Annotated in this window: 24 protein-coding genes and 1 tRNA gene; 13 read left to right on the forward strand and 12 right to left on the reverse strand. The window is 67.3% G+C overall.

Annotated elements, in window-relative coordinates:
• Positions 1-216, forward strand: a complete 216-nt coding sequence (locus IFT63_RS07345; protein WP_192083682.1) for a hypothetical protein — start codon at positions 1-3, stop codon at positions 214-216.
• Between the two features lie 580 nt (positions 217-796).
• On the opposite strand, the gene IFT63_RS07350 is transcribed toward IFT63_RS07345, so the two are convergent.
• Together IFT63_RS07350 and IFT63_RS07355 are read right to left on the reverse strand one after the other, a co-directional pair.
• A tRNA-Ser gene (locus IFT63_RS07350) sits at positions 797-886 on the reverse strand.
• Between the two features lie 152 nt (positions 887-1,038).
• Positions 1,039-2,046, reverse strand: a complete 1,008-nt coding sequence (locus IFT63_RS07355) for a LysR substrate-binding domain-containing protein (protein WP_101099119.1) — start codon at positions 2,044-2,046, stop codon at positions 1,039-1,041.
• Positions 2,047-2,155: 109 nt separating this feature from the next.
• Between IFT63_RS07355 and IFT63_RS07360 the strand changes: the two genes are divergently transcribed.
• Complete coding sequence (locus IFT63_RS07360; RefSeq protein WP_042612552.1) at positions 2,156-2,734, forward strand: NAD(P)H-dependent oxidoreductase; 579 nt, start codon at positions 2,156-2,158, stop codon at positions 2,732-2,734.
• A gap of 309 nt (positions 2,735-3,043) precedes the next feature.
• On the opposite strand, the gene serS is transcribed toward IFT63_RS07360, so the two are convergent.
• A complete protein-coding gene (serS, locus tag IFT63_RS07365; protein WP_192083683.1) occupies positions 3,044-4,324 on the reverse strand; it encodes a serine--tRNA ligase in 1,281 nt (426 codons plus the stop codon).
• Positions 4,325-4,439: 115 nt separating this feature from the next.
• Here serS and IFT63_RS07370 point away from each other — a divergent pair, with 115 nt between their 5' ends.
• Together IFT63_RS07370 and IFT63_RS07375 are read left to right on the forward strand one after the other, a co-directional pair.
• Positions 4,440-5,084 carry an energy transducer TonB gene (locus IFT63_RS07370; protein ID WP_192083684.1) on the forward strand — a complete coding sequence of 215 codons (645 nt, stop codon included), beginning with the start codon at positions 4,440-4,442 and terminating at the stop codon, positions 5,082-5,084.
• A gap of 143 nt (positions 5,085-5,227) precedes the next feature.
• The gene (locus tag IFT63_RS07375) at positions 5,228-5,797 is read left to right on the forward strand and encodes an energy transducer TonB (RefSeq protein WP_192083685.1); all 570 of its coding nucleotides are present in this window, start codon (positions 5,228-5,230) and stop codon (positions 5,795-5,797) included.
• Between the two features lie 193 nt (positions 5,798-5,990).
• On the opposite strand, the gene aroA is transcribed toward IFT63_RS07375, so the two are convergent.
• The 4 genes from aroA to IFT63_RS07395 all read right to left on the reverse strand — a co-directional run bounded on the left by aroA (position 5,991) and on the right by IFT63_RS07395 (position 10,751).
• Positions 5,991-7,304 (reverse strand): 3-phosphoshikimate 1-carboxyvinyltransferase, encoded by a 1,314-nt coding sequence (aroA, locus tag IFT63_RS07380; protein WP_192083686.1) that lies wholly within the window; start codon positions 7,302-7,304, stop codon positions 5,991-5,993.
• A gap of 79 nt (positions 7,305-7,383) precedes the next feature.
• On the reverse strand, positions 7,384-8,580 hold the full coding sequence (pheA, locus tag IFT63_RS07385; protein WP_042612546.1) for a prephenate dehydratase: 1,197 nt from the start codon (positions 8,578-8,580) through the stop codon (positions 7,384-7,386).
• Between the two features lie 62 nt (positions 8,581-8,642).
• Positions 8,643-9,728, reverse strand: coding sequence for a 3-phosphoserine/phosphohydroxythreonine transaminase (gene serC / locus IFT63_RS07390; RefSeq protein ID WP_192083687.1), 1,086 nt, complete (start codon positions 9,726-9,728; stop codon positions 8,643-8,645).
• A gap of 222 nt (positions 9,729-9,950) precedes the next feature.
• Positions 9,951-10,751: an FHA domain-containing protein gene (locus tag IFT63_RS07395; RefSeq protein WP_192083688.1), complete on the reverse strand. Its 801-nt coding sequence runs from the start codon at positions 10,749-10,751 to the stop codon at positions 9,951-9,953.
• A 114-nt stretch (positions 10,752-10,865) separates the two neighbouring features.
• On the opposite strand from IFT63_RS07395, the gene IFT63_RS07400 reads away from it, so the two are divergent.
• From IFT63_RS07400 to IFT63_RS07410, 3 genes are all read left to right on the forward strand, one after another.
• Positions 10,866-11,141 carry a polyhydroxyalkanoic acid system family protein gene (locus tag IFT63_RS07400; protein ID WP_042612543.1) on the forward strand — a complete coding sequence of 92 codons (276 nt, stop codon included), beginning with the start codon at positions 10,866-10,868 and terminating at the stop codon, positions 11,139-11,141.
• A gap of 106 nt (positions 11,142-11,247) precedes the next feature.
• Positions 11,248-11,748 (forward strand): phasin family protein, encoded by a 501-nt coding sequence (locus tag IFT63_RS07405; RefSeq protein ID WP_192083689.1) that lies wholly within the window; start codon positions 11,248-11,250, stop codon positions 11,746-11,748.
• A 236-nt stretch (positions 11,749-11,984) separates the two neighbouring features.
• Positions 11,985-12,980, forward strand: coding sequence for a restriction endonuclease (locus tag IFT63_RS07410; RefSeq protein ID WP_192083690.1), 996 nt, complete (start codon positions 11,985-11,987; stop codon positions 12,978-12,980).
• Between the two features lie 91 nt (positions 12,981-13,071).
• Here IFT63_RS07410 and hutC read toward each other — a convergent pair whose 3' ends face one another.
• Positions 13,072-13,803, reverse strand: coding sequence for a histidine utilization repressor (hutC, locus tag IFT63_RS07415; RefSeq protein ID WP_042612540.1), 732 nt, complete (start codon positions 13,801-13,803; stop codon positions 13,072-13,074).
• A 24-nt stretch (positions 13,804-13,827) separates the two neighbouring features.
• On the reverse strand, positions 13,828-15,198 hold the full coding sequence (locus IFT63_RS07420) for a formimidoylglutamate deiminase (protein ID WP_192083691.1): 1,371 nt from the start codon (positions 15,196-15,198) through the stop codon (positions 13,828-13,830).
• Positions 15,199-15,265: 67 nt separating this feature from the next.
• Here IFT63_RS07420 and hutI point away from each other — a divergent pair, with 67 nt between their 5' ends.
• The 6 genes from hutI (at position 15,266) to IFT63_RS07450 (ending at position 24,957) form a co-directional block, all read left to right on the forward strand.
• On the forward strand, positions 15,266-16,471 hold the full coding sequence (gene hutI / locus IFT63_RS07425) for an imidazolonepropionase (protein ID WP_192083692.1): 1,206 nt from the start codon (positions 15,266-15,268) through the stop codon (positions 16,469-16,471).
• Positions 16,472-16,485: 14 nt separating this feature from the next.
• Positions 16,486-18,039 carry a histidine ammonia-lyase gene (gene hutH / locus IFT63_RS07430; RefSeq protein WP_192083693.1) on the forward strand — a complete coding sequence of 518 codons (1,554 nt, stop codon included), beginning with the start codon at positions 16,486-16,488 and terminating at the stop codon, positions 18,037-18,039.
• Positions 18,036-18,890, forward strand: a complete 855-nt coding sequence (gene hutG / locus IFT63_RS07435; protein ID WP_192083694.1) for an N-formylglutamate deformylase — start codon at positions 18,036-18,038, stop codon at positions 18,888-18,890. The genes hutH and hutG overlap by 4 nt, the downstream gene beginning before the upstream one ends.
• A complete protein-coding gene (gene hutU / locus IFT63_RS07440) occupies positions 18,887-20,554 on the forward strand; it encodes a urocanate hydratase (protein WP_192083695.1) in 1,668 nt (555 codons plus the stop codon). Before hutG ends, hutU begins: the two co-directional genes overlap by 4 nt.
• Before the next feature lie 306 nt (positions 20,555-20,860).
• Entirely contained in the window at positions 20,861-22,975 is a 2,115-nt protein-coding gene (locus tag IFT63_RS07445; protein ID WP_192083696.1) for a TonB-dependent receptor, read from the forward strand.
• 83 nt (positions 22,976-23,058) lie between these two features.
• Positions 23,059-24,957: an HWE histidine kinase domain-containing protein gene (locus tag IFT63_RS07450; protein ID WP_192083697.1), complete on the forward strand. Its 1,899-nt coding sequence runs from the start codon at positions 23,059-23,061 to the stop codon at positions 24,955-24,957.
• Positions 24,958-24,978: 21 nt separating this feature from the next.
• Here IFT63_RS07450 and IFT63_RS07455 read toward each other — a convergent pair whose 3' ends face one another.
• From IFT63_RS07455 to IFT63_RS07465, 3 genes are all read right to left on the reverse strand, one after another.
• The gene (locus tag IFT63_RS07455) at positions 24,979-25,392 is read right to left on the reverse strand and encodes a hypothetical protein (RefSeq protein WP_192083698.1); all 414 of its coding nucleotides are present in this window, start codon (positions 25,390-25,392) and stop codon (positions 24,979-24,981) included.
• 130 nt (positions 25,393-25,522) lie between these two features.
• On the reverse strand, positions 25,523-25,963 hold the full coding sequence (locus tag IFT63_RS07460; protein WP_192083699.1) for a hypothetical protein: 441 nt from the start codon (positions 25,961-25,963) through the stop codon (positions 25,523-25,525).
• Between the two features lie 23 nt (positions 25,964-25,986).
• A complete protein-coding gene (locus tag IFT63_RS07465) occupies positions 25,987-26,763 on the reverse strand; it encodes an SGNH/GDSL hydrolase family protein (RefSeq protein WP_192083700.1) in 777 nt (258 codons plus the stop codon).
• Positions 26,764-26,898 lie beyond the last annotated feature (135 nt).

Below are 26,898 nucleotides of genomic sequence, written 5' to 3' on the forward strand. Positions count from 1 at the left end.
GTGCAGCTTGATGCGCTGGCGAAAATGCTGCCTCACTGGGTGGCGCGGGTGCGCCATCCGGCGCAGTTCTGGCCCCAGTTTGAGGTGCTGGCGGAAGAGATCCTGGAGCAGTGCGGGCAGGCGGAGAAGGAGCAGGTGCGGGCGTTGATCCAGACCATGCTCAAGGGGCATGGGCTGGAGCTGGGGCCGGGGTTCAAGGGTGATTACAGCGTATGAAGAAAGCCCCTTTCGGGGCTTCATGAACTTTGGATTTCCTGGGTGGGAGTGTCGAGTGTATCCATGCACCCAACCCTTCCGAGCTGCGCTTTAGGGCCGGCCATTCGGCTATCCGGATTCGCTCTAAGCGAATTTGTCCAACCCACGCAGCTTCTGCCACCTCACTCTCTCCGCCAGATACGCAAAACGCCCCTTTCGGGGCGTCTGATCTTCGGATTTCCCGAGTGGGATTGTGAGGTGCATCCATGCACCTCACCCTCGTCCGCAAGCGGCCGAGGGCCAGCCATTCGGCTGTCCGGATTCGCTCCAGGCGAATCCGTCGAACCCGCGTGGCTTCTGCCAGCCCACTCCCTCCGCCAGATACGTAAAACGCCCCTTTCGGGGCGTCTGATCTTCGGATTTCCCGAGTGGGATTGTGAGGTGCATCCATGCACCTCACCCTCGTCCGCAAGCGGCCGAGGGCCAGCCAGTCGGCTGTCCGGATTCGCTCCAGGCGAATCCGTCGAACCCGCGCGGCTTCTGCCAGCCCACTCTCTCCGCCAGATACGCAAAAAGCCCCTTTCGGGGCGTCTTGTGTATCTGGCGGAGAGAGTGGGATTCGAACCCACGGAAGGTTTGACCCTTCGCCGGTTTTCAAGACCGGTGCCTTAAACCGCTCGGCCATCTCTCCGATGTGCTGCAGTCCCGGAGGCTGTCCGGGGAGGCGTATTCTCGCATGCGTCGGGGGCGTTTGCCCATGGTTGGGCGCGTCCCAGTAGCGCGGGCGGTGAGGGTTTACGCCGAGCATGGCTCGGCGCTACCAGAGCTTGCCGGCGTGTTGCGTCAGCCGGCGTCTACGGCCAGCGCGCCCAGGGCCGTGGCCTTGATCTTCTCCTTGGCCCGTTCGCAGGCGCCACCGCAATCCAGGCGCGAGGCCTCCAGCTGCGGCGGCAGGTGCTCGGCCAGGAAGTCGATGAACACGCGCACGGCCGGCAGCAGGCCGCGGCGCGAGGCGAACACGGCATGGCAGATGCCCTGCGGCAGCGACCAGTCCGGCAGCACCACTTCCAGTTCGCCCTTGCGTACGGCATCGGCGCAGACGGTTTCCGGCAGCATGGTGATGCCGAAACCGTCCTTGACCATGCTCTGCAGCAGCGGGAAATCAAAGCCGGCCACGCGCGGCTGCAGGTCCACGCGGCGTACCGCGCCTTCCGGGCCGTGCAGCTCCCAGCGCTGGCGGGCTTCGTCTTCGCTGATGCTCAGGGTGACATGGTTGGTCAGTTCGTCCGGGTCCTTGGGGCGGCCGGCGCGGTCCAGGTATTTCGGGCTGGCCACCAGCAGTTCCTGCACCTGGCCGAAGCTGCGCATCACCAGGCTGCCATCATCATCCAGCCGCGAACGCACGCGCAGGGCGACGTCGTAGCCTTCGTTGATGATGTCCACACGGCGGTTGCTGATGTTCAACTGCAGCCGCACCTTGGGGTACTGCTCCAGGAACTTCGGCAGCAGTTTGGGCAGCTGCATCTGCGCCAGCGATACCGGCACGCTGGCACGCACCAGGCCGCGTGGCTCGGCGCTCAGGCGGTCTACCACTTCGCGCGCGGCCTGGGCTTCGGCCAGCATGGTCTGCGCGTGTCGGTGTACGCTGGTTCCCACGTCGGTAACTGCGAAACGGCGCGTGGAGCGCTGCAGCAGGCGGACGCCCAGATCCGTCTCCAGCTGGCTGATGCGGCGGCTCAGGCGGGACTTGGGGATGCCCAGCGCGCGTTCGGCTGCGGCAAAACCACCATGGTCCACGACCATGGCGAAGTAGTAGAGATCGTTGAGGTCTTGCATGCTGCAGTTCCATATCTAGAACAATACGTGGCATTCAACCATCTTTATCCCAGATTGGCAACAACCTATCGTTTGCTCCGTCGGCAGCACGGCTGCCCACCCCCACAAACATCAGGTGACTGCCATGAAGCTTCTTCACATCGACGCCAGCGCGCTCGGCGACAACTCGGTCTCCCGCCAGCTGTCGGCGGCCGTGGTCGCCCGTTTCAAGGATTCGGTCGAATCCCTCGACGTGTCCTACCGTGATCTGGATGCCAATCCGATCCCCCACCTGCGCGGCAGTTCGCTGGCCGGCGCGGACGCGGCCGAGGTGGCGGACGCTGAAAACGTCATGGCGCAGTTCCTGGCGGCGGATGTCGTGGTCATCGGTGCGCCGATGTACAACTTCAGCATTCCGTCCACGCTGAAGGCTTGGATCGACCGCGTGGCCGTGGCTGGCAAGACCTTCAAGTACACCGAAGCGGGCCCGGTGGGCTTGGCCGGTGGCAAGCGGGTGATCATCGCCAGCAGCCGCGGCGGCATCTATGTCGATTCGCCGGCGGACTTCCAGGAGCCCTACCTGCGCCAGATGTTCGCTTTCATGGGCATCACCGAGGTGGAATTCGTGCGTGCCGAGGGCATCGCGTATTCGCCGAAGCACCGCGAAGAAGCGATTGCGGCCGCGCTGGCGAGCCTGCCGGAAGCGGAATTCGCCGAGGCCTGAGGAAAGCGTTCAAGACGGTTGCTGGCGGGCTCGTCGTCGGCCGGTAGCCGTGGGCTGGAAGATCCCCTCCCCCGTTCCAGCCCGACCCGGCGGCCCTGCTTTTGCGGGGCCGTTCTTTTTTGTGCACGCGATGGGGTCGTGGCGATGGGGTCAGACTCCTTTTCGCAGAAAAGGACTCTGACCCCGTACAAAGCAGCAGGAGCGCAAGCGTGACGACTGACAGTCGTCACCCACCAGAGCAGCTGCTGACGGCCGGCGGCCGTCACTACCAAGGCGGGAGCTGACGGCCGGCCGCCGTCACTACCGCTCTCAGCCGATGGTTTCCATGCCACCCATGTACGGGCGCAGGACGTCCGGGACGGTAATGCTGCCGTCTTCGTTCTGGTAGTTCTCCATCACCGCGATCATCGCGCGGCCCACCGCTACGCCGGAGCCGTTGAGGGTGTGCAGCAGCTCGGGCTTACCCGTGGTGGGGTTGCGCCAGCGGGCCTGCATGCGGCGGGCCTGGAAGTCACCGGTGTTGGAGCACGAGCTGATCTCGCGATAGGTCTCCTGCGAGGGCAGCCACACTTCCAGGTCGTAGGTCTTCACTGCGGAGAACCCCATGTCGCCGGTGCACAGCAGCACCTTGCGGTACGGCAGGCCCAGCTTTTCCAGCACCACTTCGGCGCAGCGGGTCATGCGCTGGTGCTCGGCATCGCTGTCTTCCGGGCGGCAGGCGGTGACCAGCTCCACTTTCTCGAACTGGTGCTGGCGGATCATGCCGCGCACGTCGCGGCCGCCGCTGCCCGCTTCGGAACGGAAGCACAGCGAGTGGGCGGTCATGCGCAGCGGCAGGCGCTCGGCGTCAACGATTTCATCGCGCACGATATTGGTCAGCGAGATTTCCGAGGTCGAAATCAGGTAACGCTTCTGATCACCCAGGTGGGTGATGAACATGTCCTCTTCGAACTTCGGCAGCTGGCCGGTGCCATACAGGCTGTCGGCGTTGACGATCACCGGCACGTTGGTTTCCTGGTATTCGTGCTCGCCGCTGTGCAGGTCGAGCATGAACTGGGCCAGGGCGCGGTGCAGGCGCGCGATCGGGCCGCGCAGCACGGTGAAGCGCGAACCGGACAGCTTGGCCGCGGTTTCGCCGTCCAGCCATTTGTTGCGGGCGCCCAGCTCCACGTGGTCCAGCACCTTGAAATCGAACTGGCGCGGGGTGCCCCAGCGCGACTGTTCCACGTTTTCACTTTCGTCAGCGCCGGCCGGCACGTCGTCGGCCGGCAGGTTCGGGATTATCATCGCGACCGCGTCGATCTTCTCGCGCAGTTCGTCCAGGGTGACTTCCGATGCCTTCAGTTCGTCGGCGAACGCAGCCACTTCGGCCATGATTGCAGCCACGTCTTCGCCCTTGGCCTTGGCCTGGCCGATGGCCTTGGAGCGGCTGTTGCGCAGGCTCTGCAGTTCCTGGGTGCGCACCTGGATGCGCTTGCGGTCTGCTTCCAGCGACTCCAGCGCGGACACGTCCAGCTCGAAGCCGCGACTGGTGCGCAGGCGTTCGGCGAGGTCGGCGGGCTGGTTGCGGAGCAGGGCTGGATCGAGCATGGCGGCGGTCGGTGGTTGTGGTTCAGGAACCGGATTATCGCCTGTTATGCGGATTTCTGCCGGACGGTTCATCGCGGCTGTGCCAGAATCGCCCGGTCCCGTATTGGTTTGCGTCATGCCTGCTACCCGCACCTCATCCGGCAAGTCCATCACCCTGCAGATTCCCCGCAACGCCTTGAAGATCGCCGGCATCGCGTTCGCGGTCGGGCTGCTGCTTTTCGTGGTGGTGTGGTTGAGCAGCCGCGACAAGGGCTTCTTCCAGGCCGAACCGGCCGCTAAGACACCGCAGGAAGTGGCCGAGGTCGAGCCGCTACCCGAGCCGCTGGCCGCCGCGGCCGGTTCCAGCGACATGCCCGACGCGCGCCCTGCCCCGCCGCCGGAAGAAACCCCGACCTTGGTGGAAACCGCGCCGGCACCCGCGCCGATGGCCGAAGGTATGCCGGCCCCAGGTACCGCAACGACCACCGCCGGTCCGGTGGCCAACGACCGCCCAATGCCGATCGCCGGTCAGTCGCCGCCGCCGAGCTACCCGCCTGCCGCACTGCGCCGTGGCGAGTCCGGTTCGGTGGTGCTGCGCGTGGAAGTGGATGCCACCGGCCGCCCGTATGGGGTGGCGCTGGTGCAGCGCAGCGGGTCGCGCGACCTGGACCGTGCGGCCACCGAAGCCGTGCGCCGCTGGAAGTTCACCCCGGCGATGAGCAATGGCCAGGCCGTGCCGGGCACCATCGAGGTTCCGTTCGATTTCACGCCTGGCCGTTGATCACGCACGCGCTGCGTCGCTGAACGGTCCCCGCACCCGAACCTGAACTCCGTGCTTTGCATTGACGTGACGCTTACACCCGCGCCTGCGTTAGAGGCAAGACTTTGGGCGTCGTCGGAAACGACAAGTGCAGGAGATCAAACATGAGTGCGACCCATGCTCCGGAAATGCCGGCCTCGCCGCGCCACCAGGCCGATGCCGACCTTGCCCACGAACGCCGCCGCCCGTCTCCGTTGTTGTGGATGGCGCTGATCGTGGCGATGTTCGCCGCCGCGCTGGTGTGGCTGCGTACGTCCAACACCGAAGTCGCCCCGGCGCCGATTGGCGAGCGGATGCTGCCGGCCACCGGCACACCGGTTGCCAATGCGCCGGCCACCACGCCACGCGCTACCCCGGCCCCGACCCAGCAGCGTGCAGCCCCGGCCGTGCGTAACCGTGAGGCGCGTCCGCTGACCAGCAATGCCAAGCCGTCGTATCCGCCGAGCGCACTGCGCAATGGCGTGCAGGGCAGCGTGGTGGCCAGCCTGAAGGTGGCCCCGAGTGGCAGCGTGACCGAGGCGAGCATCGTCTCGCGTACCGGCCAGCGCGACCGCGAGCTGGATCGTGCGGTGCTGACCACCGTGCGTGACTGGAAGTTCGAGCCGGCGATGCAGAATGGCCGTGCGATTGCCAGCGTGGTCAACGTGCCGGTGGATTTCCGTACCGGGCGTTGAGTGCAGTGAGGGTGTGAAATAAAGATGCCGGCCTGATTGGGCCGGCATTTTTTGTGCGCGTCCGGAGAACCGACACCTGGTAGCGCCGAGCCATGCTCGGCGAGCGCAGCGGTGATGGAGCGACAGCGTGACGACCAACAGTCGTCACCCACCAGAGCAAGGGCATGACGGCCAGCGGCCGTCACTACCTGGTCTACGCGGCGCTCAGGCCGAAGCCTGCGCCACCAGCGAGGCTGTCAAAGCCGGGGAACGAGGTCGCTACGTTCGCCACGTCATTGATCCGTACTTCGCCATCGGTCAGCTGGCCAGCAATGGCAAAGGCCATCGCGATGCGGTGGTCGCCGTGGCTTTCAATCGTGCCGCTGCCCAGTACGGCGCCGCCGTGGATGGTGGCGCCGTCTTCGGTTTCGTCCACCTGCACGCCCAGCGTGCGCAGGCCGGTGGCCATCGCGGCCAGGCGGTCGGATTCCTTGACCCGCAGTTCGGCCGCACCGGTCACTACGGTCTGGCCTTCGGCCGCAGCGGCCGCCACGAACAACGCCGGGAACTCGTCGATCATGTCCGGCACCAGCGCCTCGGGAATCCGTGCGCCCTTCAACGGGGCATGACGCACCAGCAGGTCGGCCACCGGTTCACCGCCCTGCTCGGCCGGGTTCTCTTCGGTGATGTCCGCGCCCATCAGCCGCAGTGCGTGCAGCAGGCCGGTGCGTCGCGGATTCAGGCCGACCTGCTGCAGGCGCAGTTCGGAACCGGGAATGATGCTGGCCGCCACCAGGAAGAACGCGGCCGAGGAGAAGTCCGCCGGCACCACGATATCGGTGGCACGCAGGCGCTGGCCGCCGCGCAGGCGGGCCTTGCCGGGTGAGTAGTCGATCTCCACGCCGAACGCGGCGAGCATGCGTTCGGTGTAGTCGCGGGTGGGATGTGGTTCGACCACGGAGGTCTCGCCATCGGCGTACAGCCCGGCAAGCAGCACCGCGGACTTGACCTGCGCGCTGGCCACCGGCGAGGCGAACGCGATGCCCTTCAGTGGCTGGCCACCGTGCACGTGCAGCGGCGGGGTGCCGTCGGCCTGGGTATCGATGCGTGCGCCCATCTGGGCCAACGGGCCAGTGACCCGGCGCATCGGGCGGCGTGACAGCGACTCATCACCGATCAGCACGCTGTCGAACGCCTGCCCGGCCAGCACACCGGCAATCAGGCGCATGCCGGTACCGGCGTTGCCGCAGTCCAGTTCGCCCTTCGGGGCCTGCAGGCCATCGATGCCCACGCCGTGCACCACGCGCCGCGACGGCGACGGGGTTTCCATGCGCGCGCCCATCTGGCTGAAGATGCGCGCGGTGGCACGGGTGTCCTCGCCTTCCAGGAAGCCATCGATGGTGGAGGTGCCATCGGCCAGCGCGGCGAACATCACCGCGCGATGGGAAACCGATTTGTCGCCCGGGATGACCAGGCTGCCCTGCAGGGGCCGGCCCTTGCGGGCGATCCAGTGTTGCGCGTTGCTCATCGTCTGTTGCTTCCGTCAGCGCCGCAGTGCGGCGAGGAATCTGGGCGCGGGGACGCGTAGGCGCCCCCGCGGAACTCACTCAGGGCACGGCTACCGGATAGGAGCCGAGCACCTTGATCTGTGCCGCATGCCCTTCCAGTTCGGCCAGCGCGGCCTGCATCGGCGCGTCGTCGATGTGGCCGGACAGGTCGATGAAGAAGCCGTATTCCCACTTGCCGTGGTGCGAGGGCCGCGATTCGATGCGGTTCATGCTGATGCCATGGCGGGCGAACGGGCTGAGCACATCAAACAGCGCGCCGGGCTTGTCATGGATCAGCACCAGCACCGAGGTGCGGTCGTGCCCGGAACTGGGGAACAGGCTACGGCCGATCACCAGGAAGCGCGTGGTGTTGTCGGCATCGTTCTGGATGGGTTTGGTGACCACCTTTTTCAGGTTGTACACGTGGCCGGCGTTCTCACCGCCGATCGCCGCCGCGTCGTCGGCGTTGCGGGCACGCCGCGCGCCTTCGGCATTGCTGGACACCGGGATCTTCTCGGCATTGGGCAGGTTGGCACGCAGCCAGGCGGAGGTCTGCATGAACGACTGCGGATGCGCGTAGATGCGCTCGATGTCTTCCAGGTGGCCGCTGCGCGACATGATGTACTGCTGCACGCGCAGTTCGGCTTCGCCGCAGATCTTCAGGTTGGAGGTCAGGAACATGTCCAGGGTGATCTGGATGGTGCCCTGCCCCGAGTTTTCCACCGGCACCACGCCGAAATCGGCGTTGCCCGCTTCCACTTCCTGGAACACTTCTTCGATGCTGGCCATCGGCAGGCCCAGTGCGGAACGGCCGAAATGCTTGAGCACTGCCTGCTGGCTGAAGGTGCCTTCCGGGCCGAGGTAACCGATCTTCAGCGGCTCCTGCTGGGCCAGGCAGGCGGACATGATTTCGCGGTAGACATGTACCAACAGCTCATCGCTGAGCGGGCCTTCGTTGCGATCCACCACCATCCGCAGCACCTGCGCTTCGCGTTCGGGACGGTAGTAGTCCACGGCCGCGGCCAGCTTGCCCTTGGCCTTGCCGACCTGATGGGCGAAGCGCGCGCGCTCGGCGATCAGCGACTGGATGTCACGGTCGATCTGGTCGATCTTGCCGCGCACATCGGCCAGTACCGGCGGTGCGCTGGTAGCGGTTTCCAGCTTGGCCGGCTTGCTGGCCTTGGCCTTCGGCTTGGCGGTCTTCGGCGTTGCAGCCAGGGCCTTGGGGCTGGCCGGCTTGGCAGGTTTGCGTGCCATCGGTGTTCCTTGGTGCAGGGCGCGCGGTCAACGCGCGCCGGGGGTAGACACAGTGAAGCGACTCAACCGTGACGCTGCTGGAAATCAGCCATGAAGGCAACGAGCGCTTCGGCGCCCGCTACCGGAATGGCGTTGTACAGCGAGGCACGGATGCCGCCTACCGCCTTGTGGCCCTTCAGCGCGAGCAGTCCGGCGGCCTTGGCATCGGCGACGAATCGCGCGTCCAGCTCGGTGCTGGGCAGGAAGAACGGGATGTTCATCCGCGAGCGCGCCGAGACGGCCACTTCGTTGCGGTAGAAGCCACCGGAGGCGTCGATGGCGGCATACACCAGCGCGGCCTTGGCGGCATTGCGGCGGGCGAATTCCACCACCCCGCCTTCGGCCAGCATCCACTTGAACACCAGCCCGGCCAGGTACCAGTTCCAGGTGGGCGGGGTGTTGAGCATGGAATCGCGGGCAGCGTGCGAGGCATAGTTGAAGATGTCCGCACGCGGCTGGCCGGTGCGTTCGAGCAGGTCGCGGCGGATGATCACCACGGCGATGCCGACCGGGCCGAGGTTCTTCTGTGCACCGGCGTAGATGACGCCGAAGCGGCTGATATCCAGCGGCTCGCTGGCGATGGACGAACTGAAATCGGCCACCAGCGGGACATCGCCGGTATCGGGAATGTCACGGAACTCCACGCCATGGATGGTTTCATTGGCGGTGATGTGCACGTAGGCGGCATCCGGCGACAGCTGCCACTCGGCGCGCGCGGGGATGTCACGGAAGGCGTTGGCTTCGCTGCTGGCGGCGATGTGTGCGCTGACATACGGCGAGGCCTGCTTGACCGCGGTCTTTCCCCAGTGGCCGGTGAGCACGTAGTCCGCGCGCTGGCCGGGGCGGGCGAAGTTCATCGGAATCAGCGCCTGCTGGGTGGTGGCACCACCAGGCAGGAACAGCACCGCATAGTCGTCGGGCACGCTGAGCAGCTGGCGCAGGTCGGCCTCGGCTGCGGCCGCGACGGCCATGAATTCCGGACCGCGATGGCTCATTTCCACGATGGAGGCCCCGGCGCCATGCCAGTCCAGCATCTCTTCCTGCGCCTGGCGCAGGACCACTTCCGGCAACGCTGCAGGGCCGGCACTGAAGTTGTACGCGCGGGTCATGTCACACCTGTGGGGCAAGACCCCTAGTATGCCGCAGCGCATCAGGCTTTAGGCCGCGCCGTTCAAGGGAAATTTGGTTGCATTGGTATCCATCGGGGCACGATCTGGCAGCGCCGAGCGATGCTCGGCGAGCGCAGCGGTGAGGGAGCAACGCCGTGACGACCAACGGTCGTCACCCACCAAGGCAGGATCTGACAGCCAGCGGCCGTCACTACCAGCAGGTCAGCGGGCGCCGAACCACAGCAGCAGGCTCAATACGCCGGCCAGCAGCAAGGCGCTGACCAGCAGCCAGGGCCAGCGACGCACGCGCCGCGGGGCCTGCGGCTCGGCCGCTTCTTCCAGGTCGTTGAAGACGAATTCTTCGGTCGGCAGCGGGCGCTGGCGTGGGTCGTCGGGCAGTTCCAGCACGAAGCGGTGCTGGCCGTCGAATACCACCTGGTCGCCGCCCTGCAGCCAGCAGTGACGCACGGCCACGCCGTTGACCCGGCTGCCTTCGCCGGTCCCGAGGTCGCGCAGCAGGATCCGCTCGCCATGGCTTTCAATGCGTGCGTGCTGTTCAGCGAAGGCCGGCTCGTTGATTTCGATGTCCGCTTCACTGCTTCGGCCCACCAGCAACGGTCCGTGCAACGGATAGCCGCGGCCGTGGTGTGGCCCGCCCACGCCGCGCAGCAGGCGCGGTTCGTCGGACTGCACCGCCGCCTGTGGCGAGGGCGGCAGCATCGGCGTATCCACTTCGCCCTGGATCAGCAGTTCCACGCCTTCCACGTACACCGCATCACCGGCGCGCAGCAGCGCCATGCGCTTCACCGGGCGTCCGTTGACATGCACGCCGCGCACGCCGGCGGCCACCTGCAGCCACAGGCCGCGCTGGTCCAGGCTGAGCTGGGCCAGCAGCAGGCTGCCCTGGCTGGCTTCGACCAGGCGGATGCTGCCGTTGGCCTGGCGCACGATCTTCTGCACGCCCGGCACCAGCGGCTGGTCGGGTTGCGAGGGTTGGCTGTAGTGCACGAGCAGTTTAGGCATGCGGCGCAGACTAGCAGTTGGCTGGCAATCGCAGAAGAACCCTCGCTTGGCGTTTGCGCGCCTGATGCGCACAATGCTCGCCCTGTCATCGCTCCACCCCGCAAAGGAACCCGCATGTCCAGCATCGATATCGTCCACGCCCATGCCCTGGCCGCACCGGCCGCGCGCCAGGCGATCGAGGAAGTGGCCGCAAAGCTGGCCGATCGTTTCGGCCTGCAGTCCACCTGGCGCGGCGACGTGCTGGATTTCTCCGGCAGTGGCGTGGACGGGGCCATCGAACTGCAGCCCACTGCGGTTCGCGTAACCGCCAAACTCGGCTTCCTGTTGTCGGCGATGAAGGGCATGGTGGAAAGCGAAATCCAGCGCGTGCTGAAGGAAAAGCTCGGCTGATCCCACCGCCGGCTGAACTGCTGGCCGGCGCTCCCGGCGGCCATCACACCGCCCCCGCATTTGCAGCGCTAGTCTGGTCCCTGCATCCGCCCATGCAGGAGACCCCATGAACCAGTATGACGAGCACGACCCCCGCAACGACGGTCAGGACAAGGCGTCCTTCCAGGACCAGGCCGAGCGCGTTTCGCGCAAGCTCAGCGACTCGGCGCAGCAGGTGTGGCTGGCCGGCCTGGGTGCGCTGGGCCGCGCGCAGGCCGAAGGCAGCCGCTTCTTCGATAGCCTGGTGAAGGAAGGCGAGGCCTTTGAGAGCCGCCGCCGCGAGAAGAGCACCGAAGACGGCCCGGGCTGGCGGGACAATGTGGAAGAACAGCTGGGGCAAGCGCGTGAAAAGGCCGCCGGCACGTGGGACAAGGTGGAAAAAGCCTTTGAAGACCGCGTGCACGGGGTGCTGAAGCGCCTGCACGTGCCCAATGCCGAGGACGTGTCCACGCTCAATGCGCGCATTGATGCGCTGACCACGCGGTTGAATCGGCTGGAAAGCCGGCAAGCCAGCGCGGCAAGCGGGGAACCGACCCCGGGCAGCCACCAGTCGCCCACCGGTAGCTGATCCTGCCGGAACACTGTGTTACCCGCCGCTTTGTTGCAATGCAACAGGCGGTGGGTGACACTGCATCCAACCCGTCATTGCCCCGTTTGTCCCTCCCCTCACGGATTCGGTAATGGCGGGTTTTTCGTGCCTGCGATTTGAGATGCAGCACCCAGTTGTAGGGGGCGCCCTGACGCGATCAGCACTGCGCCCCAGTACACTGTCCGCCCCTTCCTGCGTTGTGCGTTGCTGCCTGCATGTTCTCCTGGATACTGGCCCTGCTGTTGGCCGTCACCTGTTTCGTCCTCGCCACCGGCTACTTGTGGCTGGTCAAACGGCGTCGCAAGGAAATGCAGCTGGGGCTGCAGGCCCTTGCCGGCATGCACTGGCGCAACTTCTCCGAACTGGTCAAGCGCGCCCTGCACGAACGGCGCGGGCTGACCGAGATGAGCCGGCACGAGGATGACACCCGTGAGCCGCGCAGCGACTTCCTGATGGCCGATGCCAGCGGCCACTTCCTGGTGACCTGCAAGCATGGACTGGCCTACCGCATCGGCACCGCGGCGATCAACGAACTGGGCGCGGCGGCGCGGCTGGCAGGTGCCCGCGGCGGCATCCTGATCACCGAAGGCCTGGTGGATGGCGATGGCCAGGCCATTGCGGAGAAGCAGGCCGTGGAAGTGCTGGATGGCCGCCGGCTTTGGCCGCTGCTGTCACCCTACCTGCCCGGTGACATCGAATCCGGCGTCAAGAATGCCGCCCGCCATGAGGCGATCCGGCGCATCGTGATCGCGGCATTTGCCTCCAGCACGCTGGGCCTGCTGGTGGGCATGGGCTACCAGACCGTCCACGTGGCCACGCCAGACCCGGCGCCCGCCCCGGCCGTGACCAGGGCCGCGCCTGCAGCGCCTGCCGTTGCCGAAACCACGCCTGCAGTTGCCGCCGCCGATCCGGCGCCGCGCGCCACGCAGGCAACCGTGGCCGGTCCGGACCTCAACCCGGATACCCAAACACTGGATCGCTACCAGCAGGAGATCTCCCGCGCGCTGAGCAAGCTGCCCGGCGTGCACAGCGGCATCTGGCAGACCCGGCAGACGCTGGCGGTGAACCGCACCGGCGAACTGGAGCAGGTGTGGCCGATGATCTGCGACCAGGTGACCCGCTACCCCGCGCTGAGCAACGTGCGCATCCAGCTCAATGCCCGCCCCGGCGTGGACGAACCCGTCCGCTGGCGCCAGTGCAGCACCCTCTAACCCGGTAGTGACGGCCGCTGGCCGTCAACCAGGCTGACGGATGGGTGGGTGACGACCAACGGTCGTCATCCACCGAAGCCTGGCCAACCCATCAGCGATTATTCCCAGGCGCGAACCGCGCCACCAGATCCCACGCATCGCCCAGGAATATCTGCCGTACCCGGGTGATCGCCTGATCCCCGCGCCACGTATGCCGCTCGATCACCAGGCACGCCGTGCCTGCTTTGACATCCAGCAGCCTGGCACTCGCTGCATCGGCTCCCCACGCACTGATGCGGTGCTGGGCACGCGTCCACGACACGTTCTGCAACAGCCAGCTGCCGGGCGCGGTGACTTCGAAATCCACCTCCAGCACCTCCGGCACGCCGGCCGGGCTGATCAGCCGGTGTTCCAGCGCCAGGGGTCGATCATCGGCCAGGTGCAGGCAGTCCATCGCCAGCAGCCTCGCCTCACCGGCCAGTTCCTGCTCGCCGGCATCGCCGTCGCGCGCGGTGCGCAGTTCGCGGCGCAGCAGCCGGTACGCGTACTGGTGGCCCATCGCGGTGACCTGCATGGCGATGTCCGGGATCGCCAGCGCCACCTGTTCCAGGTGCGGTGACTGCCGCGCCACGAACGAGCCGGCACGCCGCCGGCGTTCGATCATCCCGCTTTCAGCCAGTGCGGTCAGCACTTTGTTCACCGTCATCCGCGAGCAGTCGTACTGCTCCATCAGCTCGTGTTCGTAAGGGATGCGGAATCCCGGCGCCCATTCGCCACTGAGGATGCGGCCTTCCAGTTCGCTGCGGATGCGCTGGTTGAGCGTGGCGGACTTGCTGGCCTTCACTGTGGTCTCGATCTGGAAAGAGGATCAGCCCAGCACGCCGCGCAGGGCCTGGGCAAAACGGGCGGTGATGGCGTCGCGCTGCAGGTGGCGGCCGTTGGCCACGCACTGGCGACCGCGGCGCCATACCGAACGCAGCGCGCCATTACGTGCGGCGAACACCCAGCTGTCAAGCAAGGCATCCCCCTCGCGGGCGATCATCGCCGGGTGGTCGGCGTCCAGTTCCAGCAGGTCGGCACTGGCGCCGGGCCGCAATCCGGCCATCACGCCCAGGGCCTGCGCACCACCTTCCTGCGCACCGTCGAACAGGTAACGGCCGCTGCTGCGCTGCGCATCCGGGGCGATGACATTGCGCCCGCGCAGGCTCAGGCGCTGGCCGTATTCCAGCAGGCGCAGCTCTTCGGCCGCATCGATCAGCACGTTGGAATCCGAACCGACGCCGAAGCGGCCACCCTCGCGGGCGAAGGCCTGCATCGGGAACAGGCCATCGCCCAGGTTCGCTTCGGTGATCGGGCACAGGCCGGCCACGGCCCGGCTGGCGATGATGCGCGCGCGTTCGTCATCGTCGATATGAGTGGCGTGCACCAGGCACCAGCGCGCGTCCACTGCCACGTTTTCATACAGCCAGCGCACCGGGCGCAGGCCGCTCCAGGCCACGCAGGCGTCTACCTCGCGCAGCTGTTCGGCGATGTGGATGTGCACGGGTCCATCGTTCAGCGGCAGCAGCGCGGACAACTCCTCACCCGTCACCGCGCGCAGGCTGTGCGGGGCGATGCCGAGCACCGCATCGGGCAGCGGCCGCAGGGCCGTGCGTGCACCGTCCAGCAGCTGCGCGAAGCCGTCCACGTCGTGGATCAGCCGGCGCTGGGCCGGATTGGGCGCGGCGCCACCAAAATCGGCATGCGCGTAGAACACCGGCAACAGGGTCAGGCCGATACCGGTCTGCGCGGCGGCGGCGGCGATGCGCGCGGACATCTCGGCGCGATCAGCATACGGCCGGCCGTCGGCATCGTGGTGCAGGTAATGGAACTCACCGACCCGGGTGAAGCCGGATTCGAGCATTTCCATATAGGCCTGGGCGGCGATCGCTTCGACCGCATCGGGCACCAGCTTGGCCAGGAAGCGGTACATCAGCTCGCGCCAGCTCCAGAAACTATCGCCGTCCCCCCCGCCGATTTCGGTCAGCCCGGCCATGCCGCGCTGGAAGGCGTGACTGTGCAGGTTGGGCACGCCCGGCACCAGGACCGGCACGCGCTGGTCGCCTGCCTGGGCCGCAACACCGGTGTGCACCTCCACGATGCAGCCATCCACCACGGTCAGCCGGACATCGCGCTCCCAGCCGTGTGGCAGCAGTGCGCGGGCAGCGTGGAAGGCAGGGGGAGACAACGGATCCGTCATGGCTGGACAACCGGAAAGGGACGCCTATATTGTATAGACATATAAGCTCATCCGTGTAGCCCCGCCCATGCACTGCGACATCCTCTGGACCAACGTACACCTGATGACCCTGCAGGGCGACGGCTTGGCCGTGATCGCCGATGCCGAACTGGCCTGCCTGGATGGGCGCATCGTGCATGTCGGCGCGGCCGGCAGTGGCGCTCACCTGCAGCCGGCCACGCGCGTCGACGGCGAAGGCCGCTGGATCTCGCCCGGCCTGATCGACTGCCATACCCACCTGGTCTACGCCGGCAATCGTGCCAACGAATTCGAGCAGCGCCTGCAGGGTGTCAGCTATGCCGACATCGCCCGCGCCGGCGGCGGCATCGTCTCCACGGTGCGCGCCACCCGCGCGGCCAGCCACGAAGAACTGGCACGCCAGAGCCGCCCTCGCCTGCTGGCAATGCGCGCCGAAGGCATCACCACGCTGGAGATCAAATCCGGTTACGGGCTGACCCTGGACGATGAGCGCAAGCAGCTGCAGGTCGCACGCCAGCTGGGCGTGGAGGGCAATGTGCACGTGGTGCCGACCTTCCTGGGCGCGCATGCGGTGCCGCCGGGACGGCAGGCGCAGGAGTACATCGATGAAGTCTGCAACCTGATGATTCCCGCCATCGCCGCCGAAGGGCTGGCCGAGGCGGTCGATATCTTCTGCGAGAACATCGCGTTTTCCACCGCGCAGGCGGCGCAGGTCTTCGACGCGGCACGCGCGCACGGGCTGGCGGTGAAGATCCATGCAGAGCAGCTGAGCAACCAGCACGGTGCTGAACTGGCCGCGCGCCACGGGGCGCTGTCGGCCGACCATATCGAGCACCTGGACGCGGCCGGCATCGCGGCGATGGCCGCGGCCGGCACAGTCGCCGTGCTGCTGCCCGGCGCGTTCTACTTCACCCGCGACACCACCCTGCCGCCGATCGCGGCGCTGCGTGCGGCCGGCGTGCCGCTGGCGCTGGCCACCGACAGCAACCCCGGTACCTCGCCGCTGACCAGTCCGCTGCTGGCGATGAACATGGGCGCCACGCTGTTCCGGCTGACCGTGGACGAATGCATCGCCGGCTTCACCCGCAACGCCGCGCGCGCGCTCGGCCGCGCCGGCCGCATCGGCCAGCTGGCGGTGGGCATGGACGCCGACCTGGCGATCTGGGACATCGACGCCCCGGCCGACCTGGTCTACCGCATCGGCTTCAACCCGCTGCACGCGCGCGTGGTGCGCGGGCAGCTCGACCCCCTCTGATGGAGCACGCTTCAATGCAGCATGAAACACGCAACCCCCTGGTGCTTCGCCCCGCCCACGTGCCGCTGGCGCAGTGGCGGCAGGTCTACCGCGGAGCGCGCATCGCGCTGGATACCGCGGCCCTGCCGGCCGTGCGCGCCAGTGCTGCCACCGTGGACGCGATCGTCGCCAAGGGGGCGCCGGTGTATGGCATCAATACCGGCTTCGGCAAGCTGGCCAGCGTACGCATCGAACCGGAAGACCTGGCCACGTTGCAGCGGAACATCGTGCTGTCACATGCCGCCGGCGTGGGCGAGCCGATGCCGTTGCCGGTGGTGCGGCTGATGATGGCGCTGAAGCTGGTCAGCCTGGCGCAAGGGGCATCGGGTGTGCGCGTAGAGACGCTGCAGCTGCTGGAAGCACTGCTGCAGCACGACGTGGTGCCGGTGATTCCGGCGCAGGGTTCGGTCGGTGCTTCCGGCGATCTGGCGCCGCTGTCCCACCTGGCCAGCGTGATGATCGGCGTCGGCGAAGCCTTCGTTGGCGGTGAACGCCTGAGTGCCGCCGATGCGCTGGCGCGTGTCGGCCTGCAGCCGCTGCAGTTGGGTGCGAAGGAAGGCCTGGCGCTGCTCAACGGCACCCAGTTCTCCACCGCCTACGCGCTGGCCGGCCTGTTCGAGATCGAGGTCGTGTTCCAGGCCGCCCTGGTCACCGGTGCACTGTCGGTGGAAGCGGCCAAGGGCTCGGATACCCCGTTCGACCCGCGCATCCACAGCATCCGTGGCCAGCGCGGGCAGATCCTCACCGCCGCCGCGCTGCGCGCATTGATGCAGGGCTCGGCGATCCGCGAATCGCACCGTGACAACGACGTGCGCGTGCAGGATCCGTACTGCCTGCGTTGCCAGCCGCAGGTGATGGGCGCAGCGCTGGACATCATCCGCCAGGCCGCCACCACGCTGGAAATCGAGGCCAACGGCGTGTCCGACAATCCGCTGGTGTTCACCGATACCGGCGAAGCGCTGAGCGGTGGCAACTTCCACGCCGAGCCGGTGGCCTTCGCCGCGGACATGTTGGCGATGGCGATCTGCGAGATCGGCTCGATCAGCGAACGCCGCACCGCGATGCTGGTGGACCCGGCGCTTTCCGGCCTGCCGGCCTTCCTGACCCCGCGTCCCGGCTTGAACTCCGGCTTCATGATTCCGCAGGTCACCGCCGCCGCGCTGGTGTCTGAAAACAAGCAGCGCGCCTACCCGGCCAGCGTGGATTCAATCCCCACTTCGGCCAACCAGGAAGACCACGTGTCGATGGCCGCGCACGGCGCGCGCCGCCTGCTGCAGATGGCCGAGAATGCCGCCAACGTGGTCGGCATCGAGCTGCTGGCCGCCGCGCAGGGCTGCGATTTCCACGCCCCGCTGCAGTCCAGTGGCCCGCTGGAAGCGGTCCGCGTGCTGCTGCGCGCGCAGGTGCCGACGCTGGAAGAAGACCGTTACTTCCATCCGGACATGGTGGCCGCCACCGACCTGGTGCGCAGTGGCGCGCTGGCCGCCGGGCTGGCCGACGTGCTGCCCAACGTGGAGCCGGTGGCATGAGCACGCAGCCGCCGTGGCTGGAGGTGCATGAAGGCGATGCGCCGCTGCTGATCAGTTTCCCGCATACCGGCACCGGGTTGCCCGACGACCTGGCCGGGCGTTTCGTATCGCCTTGGCTGGCCCAGCGCGATGCGGACTGGTGGGTGCATGAGCTGTACGCGTTCGCGCGCGGGCTCGGCGCAACCACGGTGCGCTCGTCCATTTCGCGGTCAGTGATCGACCTCAACCGCGACCCCAGCGGGGTATCGCTGTACCCCGGCCAGAACACCACCGGCCTGTGCCCGCTGACCACCTTCGACAACCAGCCGCTGTACCAGCCCGGGCAGGAACCGGACGAAGCGGAGATCGTGCGTCGCCGTGAGATGTATTTCGCGCCCTACCACGACGCGCTGGCATCACAGATCGCCCGCCTGCGCGCGCGCCACGGCACCGTGGTGGTGTATGACGCGCATTCGATCCGCTCGCGCATCCCGCACCTGTTCGACGGCGAGCTGCCGCAGTTCAACCTGGGCACCGCCGGCCCGACCGGCGAAGTCGATACGTCCTGCGACAATGCGCTGTCCGACGTGGTGGAGAACCTTTGCCGCCTGAGCGGGATGCCACACGTGCGCAACGGCCGCTTCAAGGGCGGCTGGATCACCCGCCATTACAGCGACATCCCCGGCGGCGTGCACAGCCTGCAGATGGAACTGGCCTGCCGCGGCTACATGGCCGAACCGTCCGCCGAGGCGCTGGATGCGCACAGCTGGCCCACGCCGCTGGATGACGACCACGCCACGCCGCTGCGCCACACGCTGGCGCAGGTACTCACCGCCTGCCTTGATTTCGCATCCAACCGGAGCGCCGCATGACCCGTAACGACCCGTCCCGCACCATCATCGCGCCGACCGGCACCACGCTGACCGCCAAGAGTTGGCTGACCGAAGCGCCGTTGCGGATGCTGATGAACAACCTGCACCCGGACGTGGCCGAACGGCCGCAGGAACTGGTGGTCTACGGCGGCATCGGCCGCGCCGCGCGGGACTGGGAAAGCTTCGACGGCATCGTCGATGCACTGACCCGGCTGGAGGACGACCAGACCCTGCTGGTGCAGTCGGGCAAGCCGGTTGGCGTGTTCCGCACCCATGCCGATGCGCCGCGCGTGCTGATCGCCAATTCCAACCTGGTGCCGCGCTGGGCCAACTGGGACCACTTCAACGAGCTGGATAAAAAGGGCCTGGCGATGTACGGCCAGATGACCGCCGGCAGCTGGATCTACATCGGTGCGCAGGGCATCGTGCAGGGCACCTTTGAAACCTTCGTGGAGATGGGCCGCCAGCACTACGACGGCAGCCTGGCCGGCAAGTGGCTGTTCACCGGCGGCCTGGGTGGCATGGGCGGCGCACAGCCGCTGGCCGCGGTGATGGCCGGTGCCTCGTGCTTGGCGGTGGAATGCCGCAAAACCAGCATCGAAATGCGCCTGCGCACCGGCTACCTGGACACCTGGACCGACGACCTGGATGAGGCGCTGCGCCTGATCGAAGAGTCCTGCACGGCGAAGAAGCCGCTGTCAGTCGGCCTGCTCGGCAATGTCGCCGACGTGCTGGACGAACTGCTGGTGCGCGGGATCAAGCCGGACCTGCTGACCGACCAGACCTCCGCGCACGACCCGGTCAACGGCTACCTGCCGCAGGGCTGGACGGTGGAAGAGTGGGACGAAAAGCGCGTGTCCGCACCGAAGACAGTGGAAAAAGCCGCGCGCGAATCGATGGCCAACCACATCCGCGCGATGCTGGCCTTCCATGCCCTAGGCGTGCCGACCGTGGACTACGGCAACAACCTGCGCCAGATGGCGCTGGAAGAAGGCGTTGAAGATGCGTTCGACTTCCCTGGCTTCGTGCCGGCTTACATCCGTCCGTTGTTCTGCCGCGGCATCGGGCCGTTCCGCTGGGCCGCGCTGAGCGGTGATCCGGAAGACATCGCCAAGACCGATGCCAAGGTCAAGGAACTGATTCCGGACAACCCGCACCTGCATCGCTGGCTGGACATGGCAGCCGAGAAGATCAAGTTCCAGGGCCTGCCGGCGCGTATCTGCTGGGTGGGGCTGGGCGATCGTGACCGGCTCGGCCTGGCGTTCAACGAGATGGTGGCCAACGGTGAACTGAAGGCGCCGGTGGTGATCGGGCGCGATCACCTTGATTCGGGCAGCGTGGCATCGCCGAACCGCGAAACCGAAGCGATGGCCGACGGCTCCGATGCGGTGTCGGACTGGCCGCTGCTCAACGCGCTGTTGAACACCGCCAGCGGCGCCACGTGGGTGTCGCTGCATCATGGCGGCGGCGTGGGCATGGGCTTCTCGCAGCATGCCGGCATGGTGATCGTCTGCGACGGCACGGAAGCGGCCGCCAAGCGCATCGCCCGGGTGCTGTGGAACGACCCGGCCACGGGCGTGATGCGGCATGCCGATGCGGGCTATGAGATCGCCATCGACTGTGCGAAGGAAAAGGGCCTGGACCTGCCCGGCATCCTGCGCTGACCCAGTGTGTAGGTGACGACCTTGGTCGTCACGCTGCTGCCCTTGCCGCTGCGCTCGCCGAGCACGGCTCGGCGCTACCTGCTCCCCGGTAGTGACGGCCGTTGGCCGTCCGCTCTTCGCCCTGGTGGGTGACGACCGTTGGTCGTCACGCTTCTGCCCTTGCCGCTGCGCTCCCAACACCACCCGACCTCATGTCTCGATGAGGCTCGACAACGCCGGAACACCCTGTTAACTTTCGCCGCCTCAAAGCGGTTTACAGGGTGCATGCCCAGCCGCGACCCCACTCCGCTGCTGGCTCTACTGCTCATGACCTCTGCTGCCCCACGTACCTGCGCGCTCACCGTCGCCGTGCTGACCGCCCTCGCTGCCCTCCCCGCGCGCGCTGAAACGGCTGTCCAACCCACCACCCTGGACCGCGTCGAGGTCACCGCCGCCGGGAACACCCACGATGTCCGCAAGATGCTGGCGCGTGTGCCCGGCGCCAGCAACGTGATCGACCTGGCCAAGGTCGCGCAGGGCCGCGTCGGCAACACCGCCGATGTGCTGGCCTACCAGCCGGGCATCAGTGCGCAGTCCCCGGGCAACGAAGGCACCAAGGTGTCCATCCGCGGGTCGGGCATCAACCGCGGCCCGGGCGCGCATGCCTCCGGCATCGCGGTGTCGCTGGATGGCCTGCCGCTGACCGCCGCCGGCGGCACGCCGTACGAGCTGCTGGAGCCGCTGTGGCTGTCGCGCGTGGAGGTGCTTCGCGGTGCCAACGGTTTCGAACGCGGCGCACTGGCCCTGGGCGGTGCGATCAACTACGTCAGCCGCAGCGGTCGCGATGCACCGGGCCTTGAACTGCACTATGAAGCCGGCAGCCGCGGCTACCAGAAACGCAGCCTGGGCTACGGCGGCGTGCACGACACCCTGGACTATTACTTCGCCTACACCGAAACCGAATTCGACGGCTACCAGGACCATGCAAGCGGCGACGGCAAGGGCGCGATGGCGAACATCGGCTGGCAGATCAACCCGGACCTGCAGACGCGCTTCTACCTGCGTTACCGCGAAACCAACCACGAAACACCCGGACGACTGACCCGCGCGCAGATCCGCAACGACCCGCGCGCGGCCAACCCGGCCAACGTGGCGATCGACGCGAAGCGGCCGCAACCGGGCAGCACCTGGATCGGCAACATGACCACGCTGCAGTTGGATGAAGACGCCTCGCTGCAGGCCGGGCTGGTGTACCACAAATACCCGATGGACTTGAACGAGAGCCTGTACCGGCAGCAATTGGACTATGCCAACCTCAATGCCACACTGGATTACCGCCGCCGGCACACCCTGTTCGGCCATGACAGCGTGACCACGCTCGGCGTGCGCGTCACCCATGACCTGGATGCCGACGTGCGCGAGACGCTGCGCTCCGCCAGCAACGGGTATGCGGTGGGCACCCACACGCGTGACTTCTCCCACCACGGCACCGACAGCACGCTGCACCTGAGCAACGAACTGCAGCTGAGCGATGCACTGCGCCTGCAGACCGGGCTGGCGCTGGTGCAGACCCGCCGCGCGGTGGAAGTGACCTGGCCGCGTACCGATCAGCGCTTGAACGAGCGCGACTGGGACTACGCGCCGCGTCTGGGCTTCACCTGGCAGGCCTCGCCGGCCACGCAGTGGTTCGGCAATCTCAGCCGCTCGGTGGAACCGGCCCATCCCTGGTCGATGATCTGGGGCTCCAACCAGTACTTCGCCGCCGGCAACGGCGCGTCCAGCGGCCGCCAGCGCGCGCCGGTGAAGCTGGACAACCAGACCGCCACCACGCTGGAGCTCGGCGCACGCGGCGAGGGCCGCATCGGCCGCTGGGAGCTCACCGGCTACTACGCGCACGTCAACCACGAACTGCTGAGCGTGGAAGTCGTGCCGGTGCCGAACCTGTTCATCGCCGAAAACAATGCCAGCCCCACCGTGCACCGTGGCATCGAGGCCGGACTGGACAGCACGCTGTGGCAGGCAGGAACCGGACGCCTCTCGCTGCGCCAGGCGTATACCTTCAGTGACTTCCGCTACCGCCACGACGACCGCTTCGGTGACAACCGCCTGCCCGGCCTGCCGATGCACTTCTACCAGGCTGAACTGCGCTATGACCATGCCTCGGGCCTGTATGCCGCAGTGAACACCGAGTACGCCTCCAAGGTGTTCGTCGACTATGCCAACAGCTACCGCGCCGACAGCCACCTCATCTTCGGCAGCCGCGTGGGCTTTGACGCGCCCAGTGGGCGCTGGCAGGGCTGGTTGGAGCTGCGCAACCTGGGCGACCGCCACTACGCCGCCACGGTGACGCCGGGCTATGACGATGGCGGCCGTGATGTAGCGCGCTCCACGCCGGGCGAAGGTTTCGGCGTGTACGCAGGGCTGCGCCTTCGCTTTGACTGAACCTGACTGGAGCCTTGCCACCTTCACGGCACGTTGGCGGCAAGCTTGGCAAAAAAGGCGATCCCTGAACGTCCGCGCCTGCCATGCCCCCTGTCCTGACCGACGCGCTCGCCATCGACGCCATCCTCGACGACACCCGCGTGGGCGTGTGGCAGTTCGACATCGCAACGCGCCAGCTGAGCGGCTCGGACATGGCCAGCGCACAATTGGCCGGTATCGGTACGCACGCATTGCGCAGTGCGTGGCGGCGGATCCTGCGGCAGGAACGGGACCAGCCGGTCTTTGAAATCGAGCTGCCCTGGACCGATGGCATCAGCCGCCGCTGGCTGATGCTGCGCGGCCGGCATGATCGCGCGCTGGGGCAGGTGCGCGGCATGTGCGTAGACATGACCCGCCGGGTGCGTGCCGAACAACTGGTCCGCGAGCAGGCAATGCTGCTGGATACCCTCGCCCGGGGTACGCCGCCGCGCGAGTGCCTGCGCGTACTCACCGAGGCCATCGAACGGCTGAAGCCCGGCCTGCGCAGTGCTTTCTTCGTCACGCCCGGCGACCGGCAGCGGCCCGGTTATGGCAGCAGTTGCAACGTGCACCCGGCGATCACCGCGCTGCTGGAACATCCCGGCGCGGCGCCGAAGTCGACGGATCTGGAACTACCGGGTGGCTGCGACGTCGCCACCGATACGCCGTGGCGCAGGAACTGGCAGGCTGCGTGCGGCCAGCACGACATGCCCGCCTGCAGGCCCATCGCGGTCCCTCGGCAAGCCCACCCCGAACGTGCATGGCTGCTGCTGTTCCTTTCCACGCCGCGCGCGCTTACCGGATGGGAACAGGAAGTGGCCAGCTTCGCCACCCGCATCGCCGCGCTGGTGCTGGACCGCGAAGACCAGCAGATCGCCCTGCAGCAGGCCGCCGATGCGGTTGGCAACGCGCTGCATGACACCGAGCGCGAGCGGCGCAGGCTGAAAGCCTTCCTGGACAGCTCGCCCGATCTGGCCTATGTATTCAACCTGGAACACCGTTTCACCTACGCCAACCGCGCACTGTTGCGCATGTGGGGCAAGACCGAAGAGGAGGCGCTGGGCCGCAACTGCCTGGAGCTGGGCTATCCGGACTGGCACGCGGCCATGCACAGCCGCGAGATCGAGCAGGTGATCGCCACGCGTCGTCCGATCCGCGGCGATGTGCCCTTCGAAGGTCCGTTGGGACGGCGGATGTACGACTACATCTTCGTGCCGCAGTTGGGGCTGGATGGCGAGGTCGAGGCGATCATCGGCACCACGCGCGATGTCACCGAACGCAGCGAACACGAAGAGGAACGTGCGCGCAACGAGTCGCTGCTACGGATGCTGGTGGACGAACTGCAGCACCGCACGCGCAACATCATGTCGGTGGTGCGCGCGATGGCCAGCCGCACGCTGGCCACCAGCCGTGACATGGCCGATTTCGCCACCCGTTTCGATGCCCGCCTGGATGCACTGGCACGCGCGCAGAGCCTGCTGTCGCGGCTGGGTGAACTGGATCGCGTGCAGTTCGACGCACTGCTGCGTGCCGAACTTTCCGCGCATGTGGATCCGGCCATGCATGGCACCCAGATCGTGCTGGAAGGACCGGCCGAAGTGGCGCTGCGTTCGGGCACGGTGCAGCCGCTGGCGATGGCCCTGCATGAGCTGGCCACCAACGCGGTGAAGTACGGGGCGCTGCGCCAGCAGGGCGGCCGCCTGCACGTGCGCTGGAACCTGGTGGATGCGGAAGCATCCGAAGCGGCCAGCCCGCGGCTGCGCGTGGACTGGCAGGAGCATGGCGTGCGCGACCTGCCCGCCGATCCATCGAGCATTCGAGGTGGCGGCGCCGGCCGCGAGCTGATCGAACGCGCCCTGCCCTACCAGATCGGCGCGAAGGTGGATTACGGTTTCGCCGAAGACGGACTGCGCTGTTCGATCCTGCTGGCGGTATCGGAGCAGGCGGTCGCGCTGGCGTCGTGACGGGGCTACCGGGCGGCGTCGCTATGGGGCGTCCACCGGAAGCTCAGGGTCAGCGCGGGAAGGTGCGGCCGGCGACCGCTGGGCCCGCCGCCAACCGAGCAGGTGCCATACGCACAGGTAAGACGCGAACAGTACCCCGGGGGCGACGAACAGAGCGAAAATCCAGCCGTGCGGCAGCATCCAGCAGGTGGCCAACAGCGTGCCGATCAGCGGCCATCGCCAGTGCAGCGGACGATTCTCCAGCCAGCGCAGGTTCAACACTCCCAGCATCGGCCACGCAGCCAGGCTGGCCAGAACGGCACACAGCAACCAGACGCTTTGCCACGATGGCGGCCACGCCAGATCGGCCAGTTGCATGCCGAACAACGCCGTCCCCAACGTGCCGTGCACGAACATGCCCGGGACGCAACTCAGCCAGACCAGCAGCGACACCACGCCGCGCCCGGTCATGGCATGTTTCCCCACGCGATGGGCGCGATCGGGCCGCCATCGGCGGGCCGTTCCTTGCGGAGCACGATTGTCATCGCGCACACGGTAGCGGGCTTGTCAGGGCGCCTCAAGGCACTCAGCGCAGGAAGCCGACGATGGCAAAGCCCAGCCCCACCAGACCAGCGACCAGCAGCGGATAGGTGGCCCAGACCGGCGTGCCCTGGCCATGGCTGAAGGCGACGAATGCCGCCCGCACACTACGCCCGCTGAGCCATGGCACCACCATCAGCGCCAGCAACGGCAGCAGCGAGGCCAAGCCGAGGGCCAGCAACAACGGCCGCGGATCATTCCGCGCAAAGCCGCCCAGCGGATACAGCGCCACCCCGAACAGCAATCCGGCGAAGAACAGCGTATTGGCAATGCGTATTTCCGTGCGATGGCGACGCGACAACGCACCGCGCGACCAGCCTTTGTAATGGCGGGGCAGCCGCCGCGTCCACCAGGCCACCAGCATGCTGGCCAGCGCACCGCCCACCACCCCGCTTTCCACCGCGCCCCACGCCTGCATCCCCACCATGCCAGCCCCCTGTATGGAATCGCTCAGTGCGCCAATGCCGCCGCCACTGCGGCTTCGGCCAAGGGGGCCATCTTTGCATAGCCCGCCGGCGTCGGATGCACGCCATCTTCGGCCAGCGCTGTGTCCAGTCCGCCGTCCGCATTACCCAGCGCTGCGTGGTAATCCAGGTATACCAGCCGTTGTTGCTCCGCGTAGCGCTTAAGCGCGGCATTCAGCGCGCGCACGCTGGCGGCCGGCTGCAGGCCGGGACGCCAGGGATAGGCGCTGACCGGCAGCACCGACGACAGCACCACCTTGATGCCGTGCGCCTGCGCCAGCTCAACCATTGAATGCAGGTTGTCTTCGATCATCGTCTGGCTGGCCGGGCCGGTGTTGCCGGCGATGTCATTGGTGCCGGCCAGGATCACCACCACCGCAGGATGCAGCGCGATGACATCCTGCCGGAAGCGCAGCAGCATCTGCGCGGTGGTCTGCCCGGAGATGCCGCGGTTGAGGTAGCCCTTGCCCGGGAAGAAGCGCTCACTGCCGGTCGGGCCCCAGCCTTCGGTGATCGAATCACCGTAGAACACAACGCGCGCTTCGCCCTTGCGGGGCGCCGGCAATGTGGCGTTCTGTTCGCGGTAGTAAGCCAGCTGCGGCCAGTCCGACAGGCGCTGCTGCAGCGAGCGAACCTGCTGCGGCTGCAGCGATTCCGGCGCGGCGGTGAACAGCGGATCGGTCGCGGCGGGCTGCGCGTGGACCGTACCCAGCAGCGACGCAGCGGCAAAAAGGATCGACAGAGGGTGCGACAGCTTGATCATCGGGCATCACGGAAAACACGGTACGGCGAAGGTACCACCCGCCCCATTACCAATTACATGGTTGACACGCCGCCGCGCCGGAGCGTCGAACACTGCCCGGCGCGGGCGTATTACCGCCGCCGCTGCGCCCTGCGA

Source organism: Stenotrophomonas sp. CFBP 13724 (assembly GCF_014841975.1).
Lineage (GTDB): Bacteria > Pseudomonadota > Gammaproteobacteria > Xanthomonadales > Xanthomonadaceae > Stenotrophomonas > Stenotrophomonas lacuserhaii.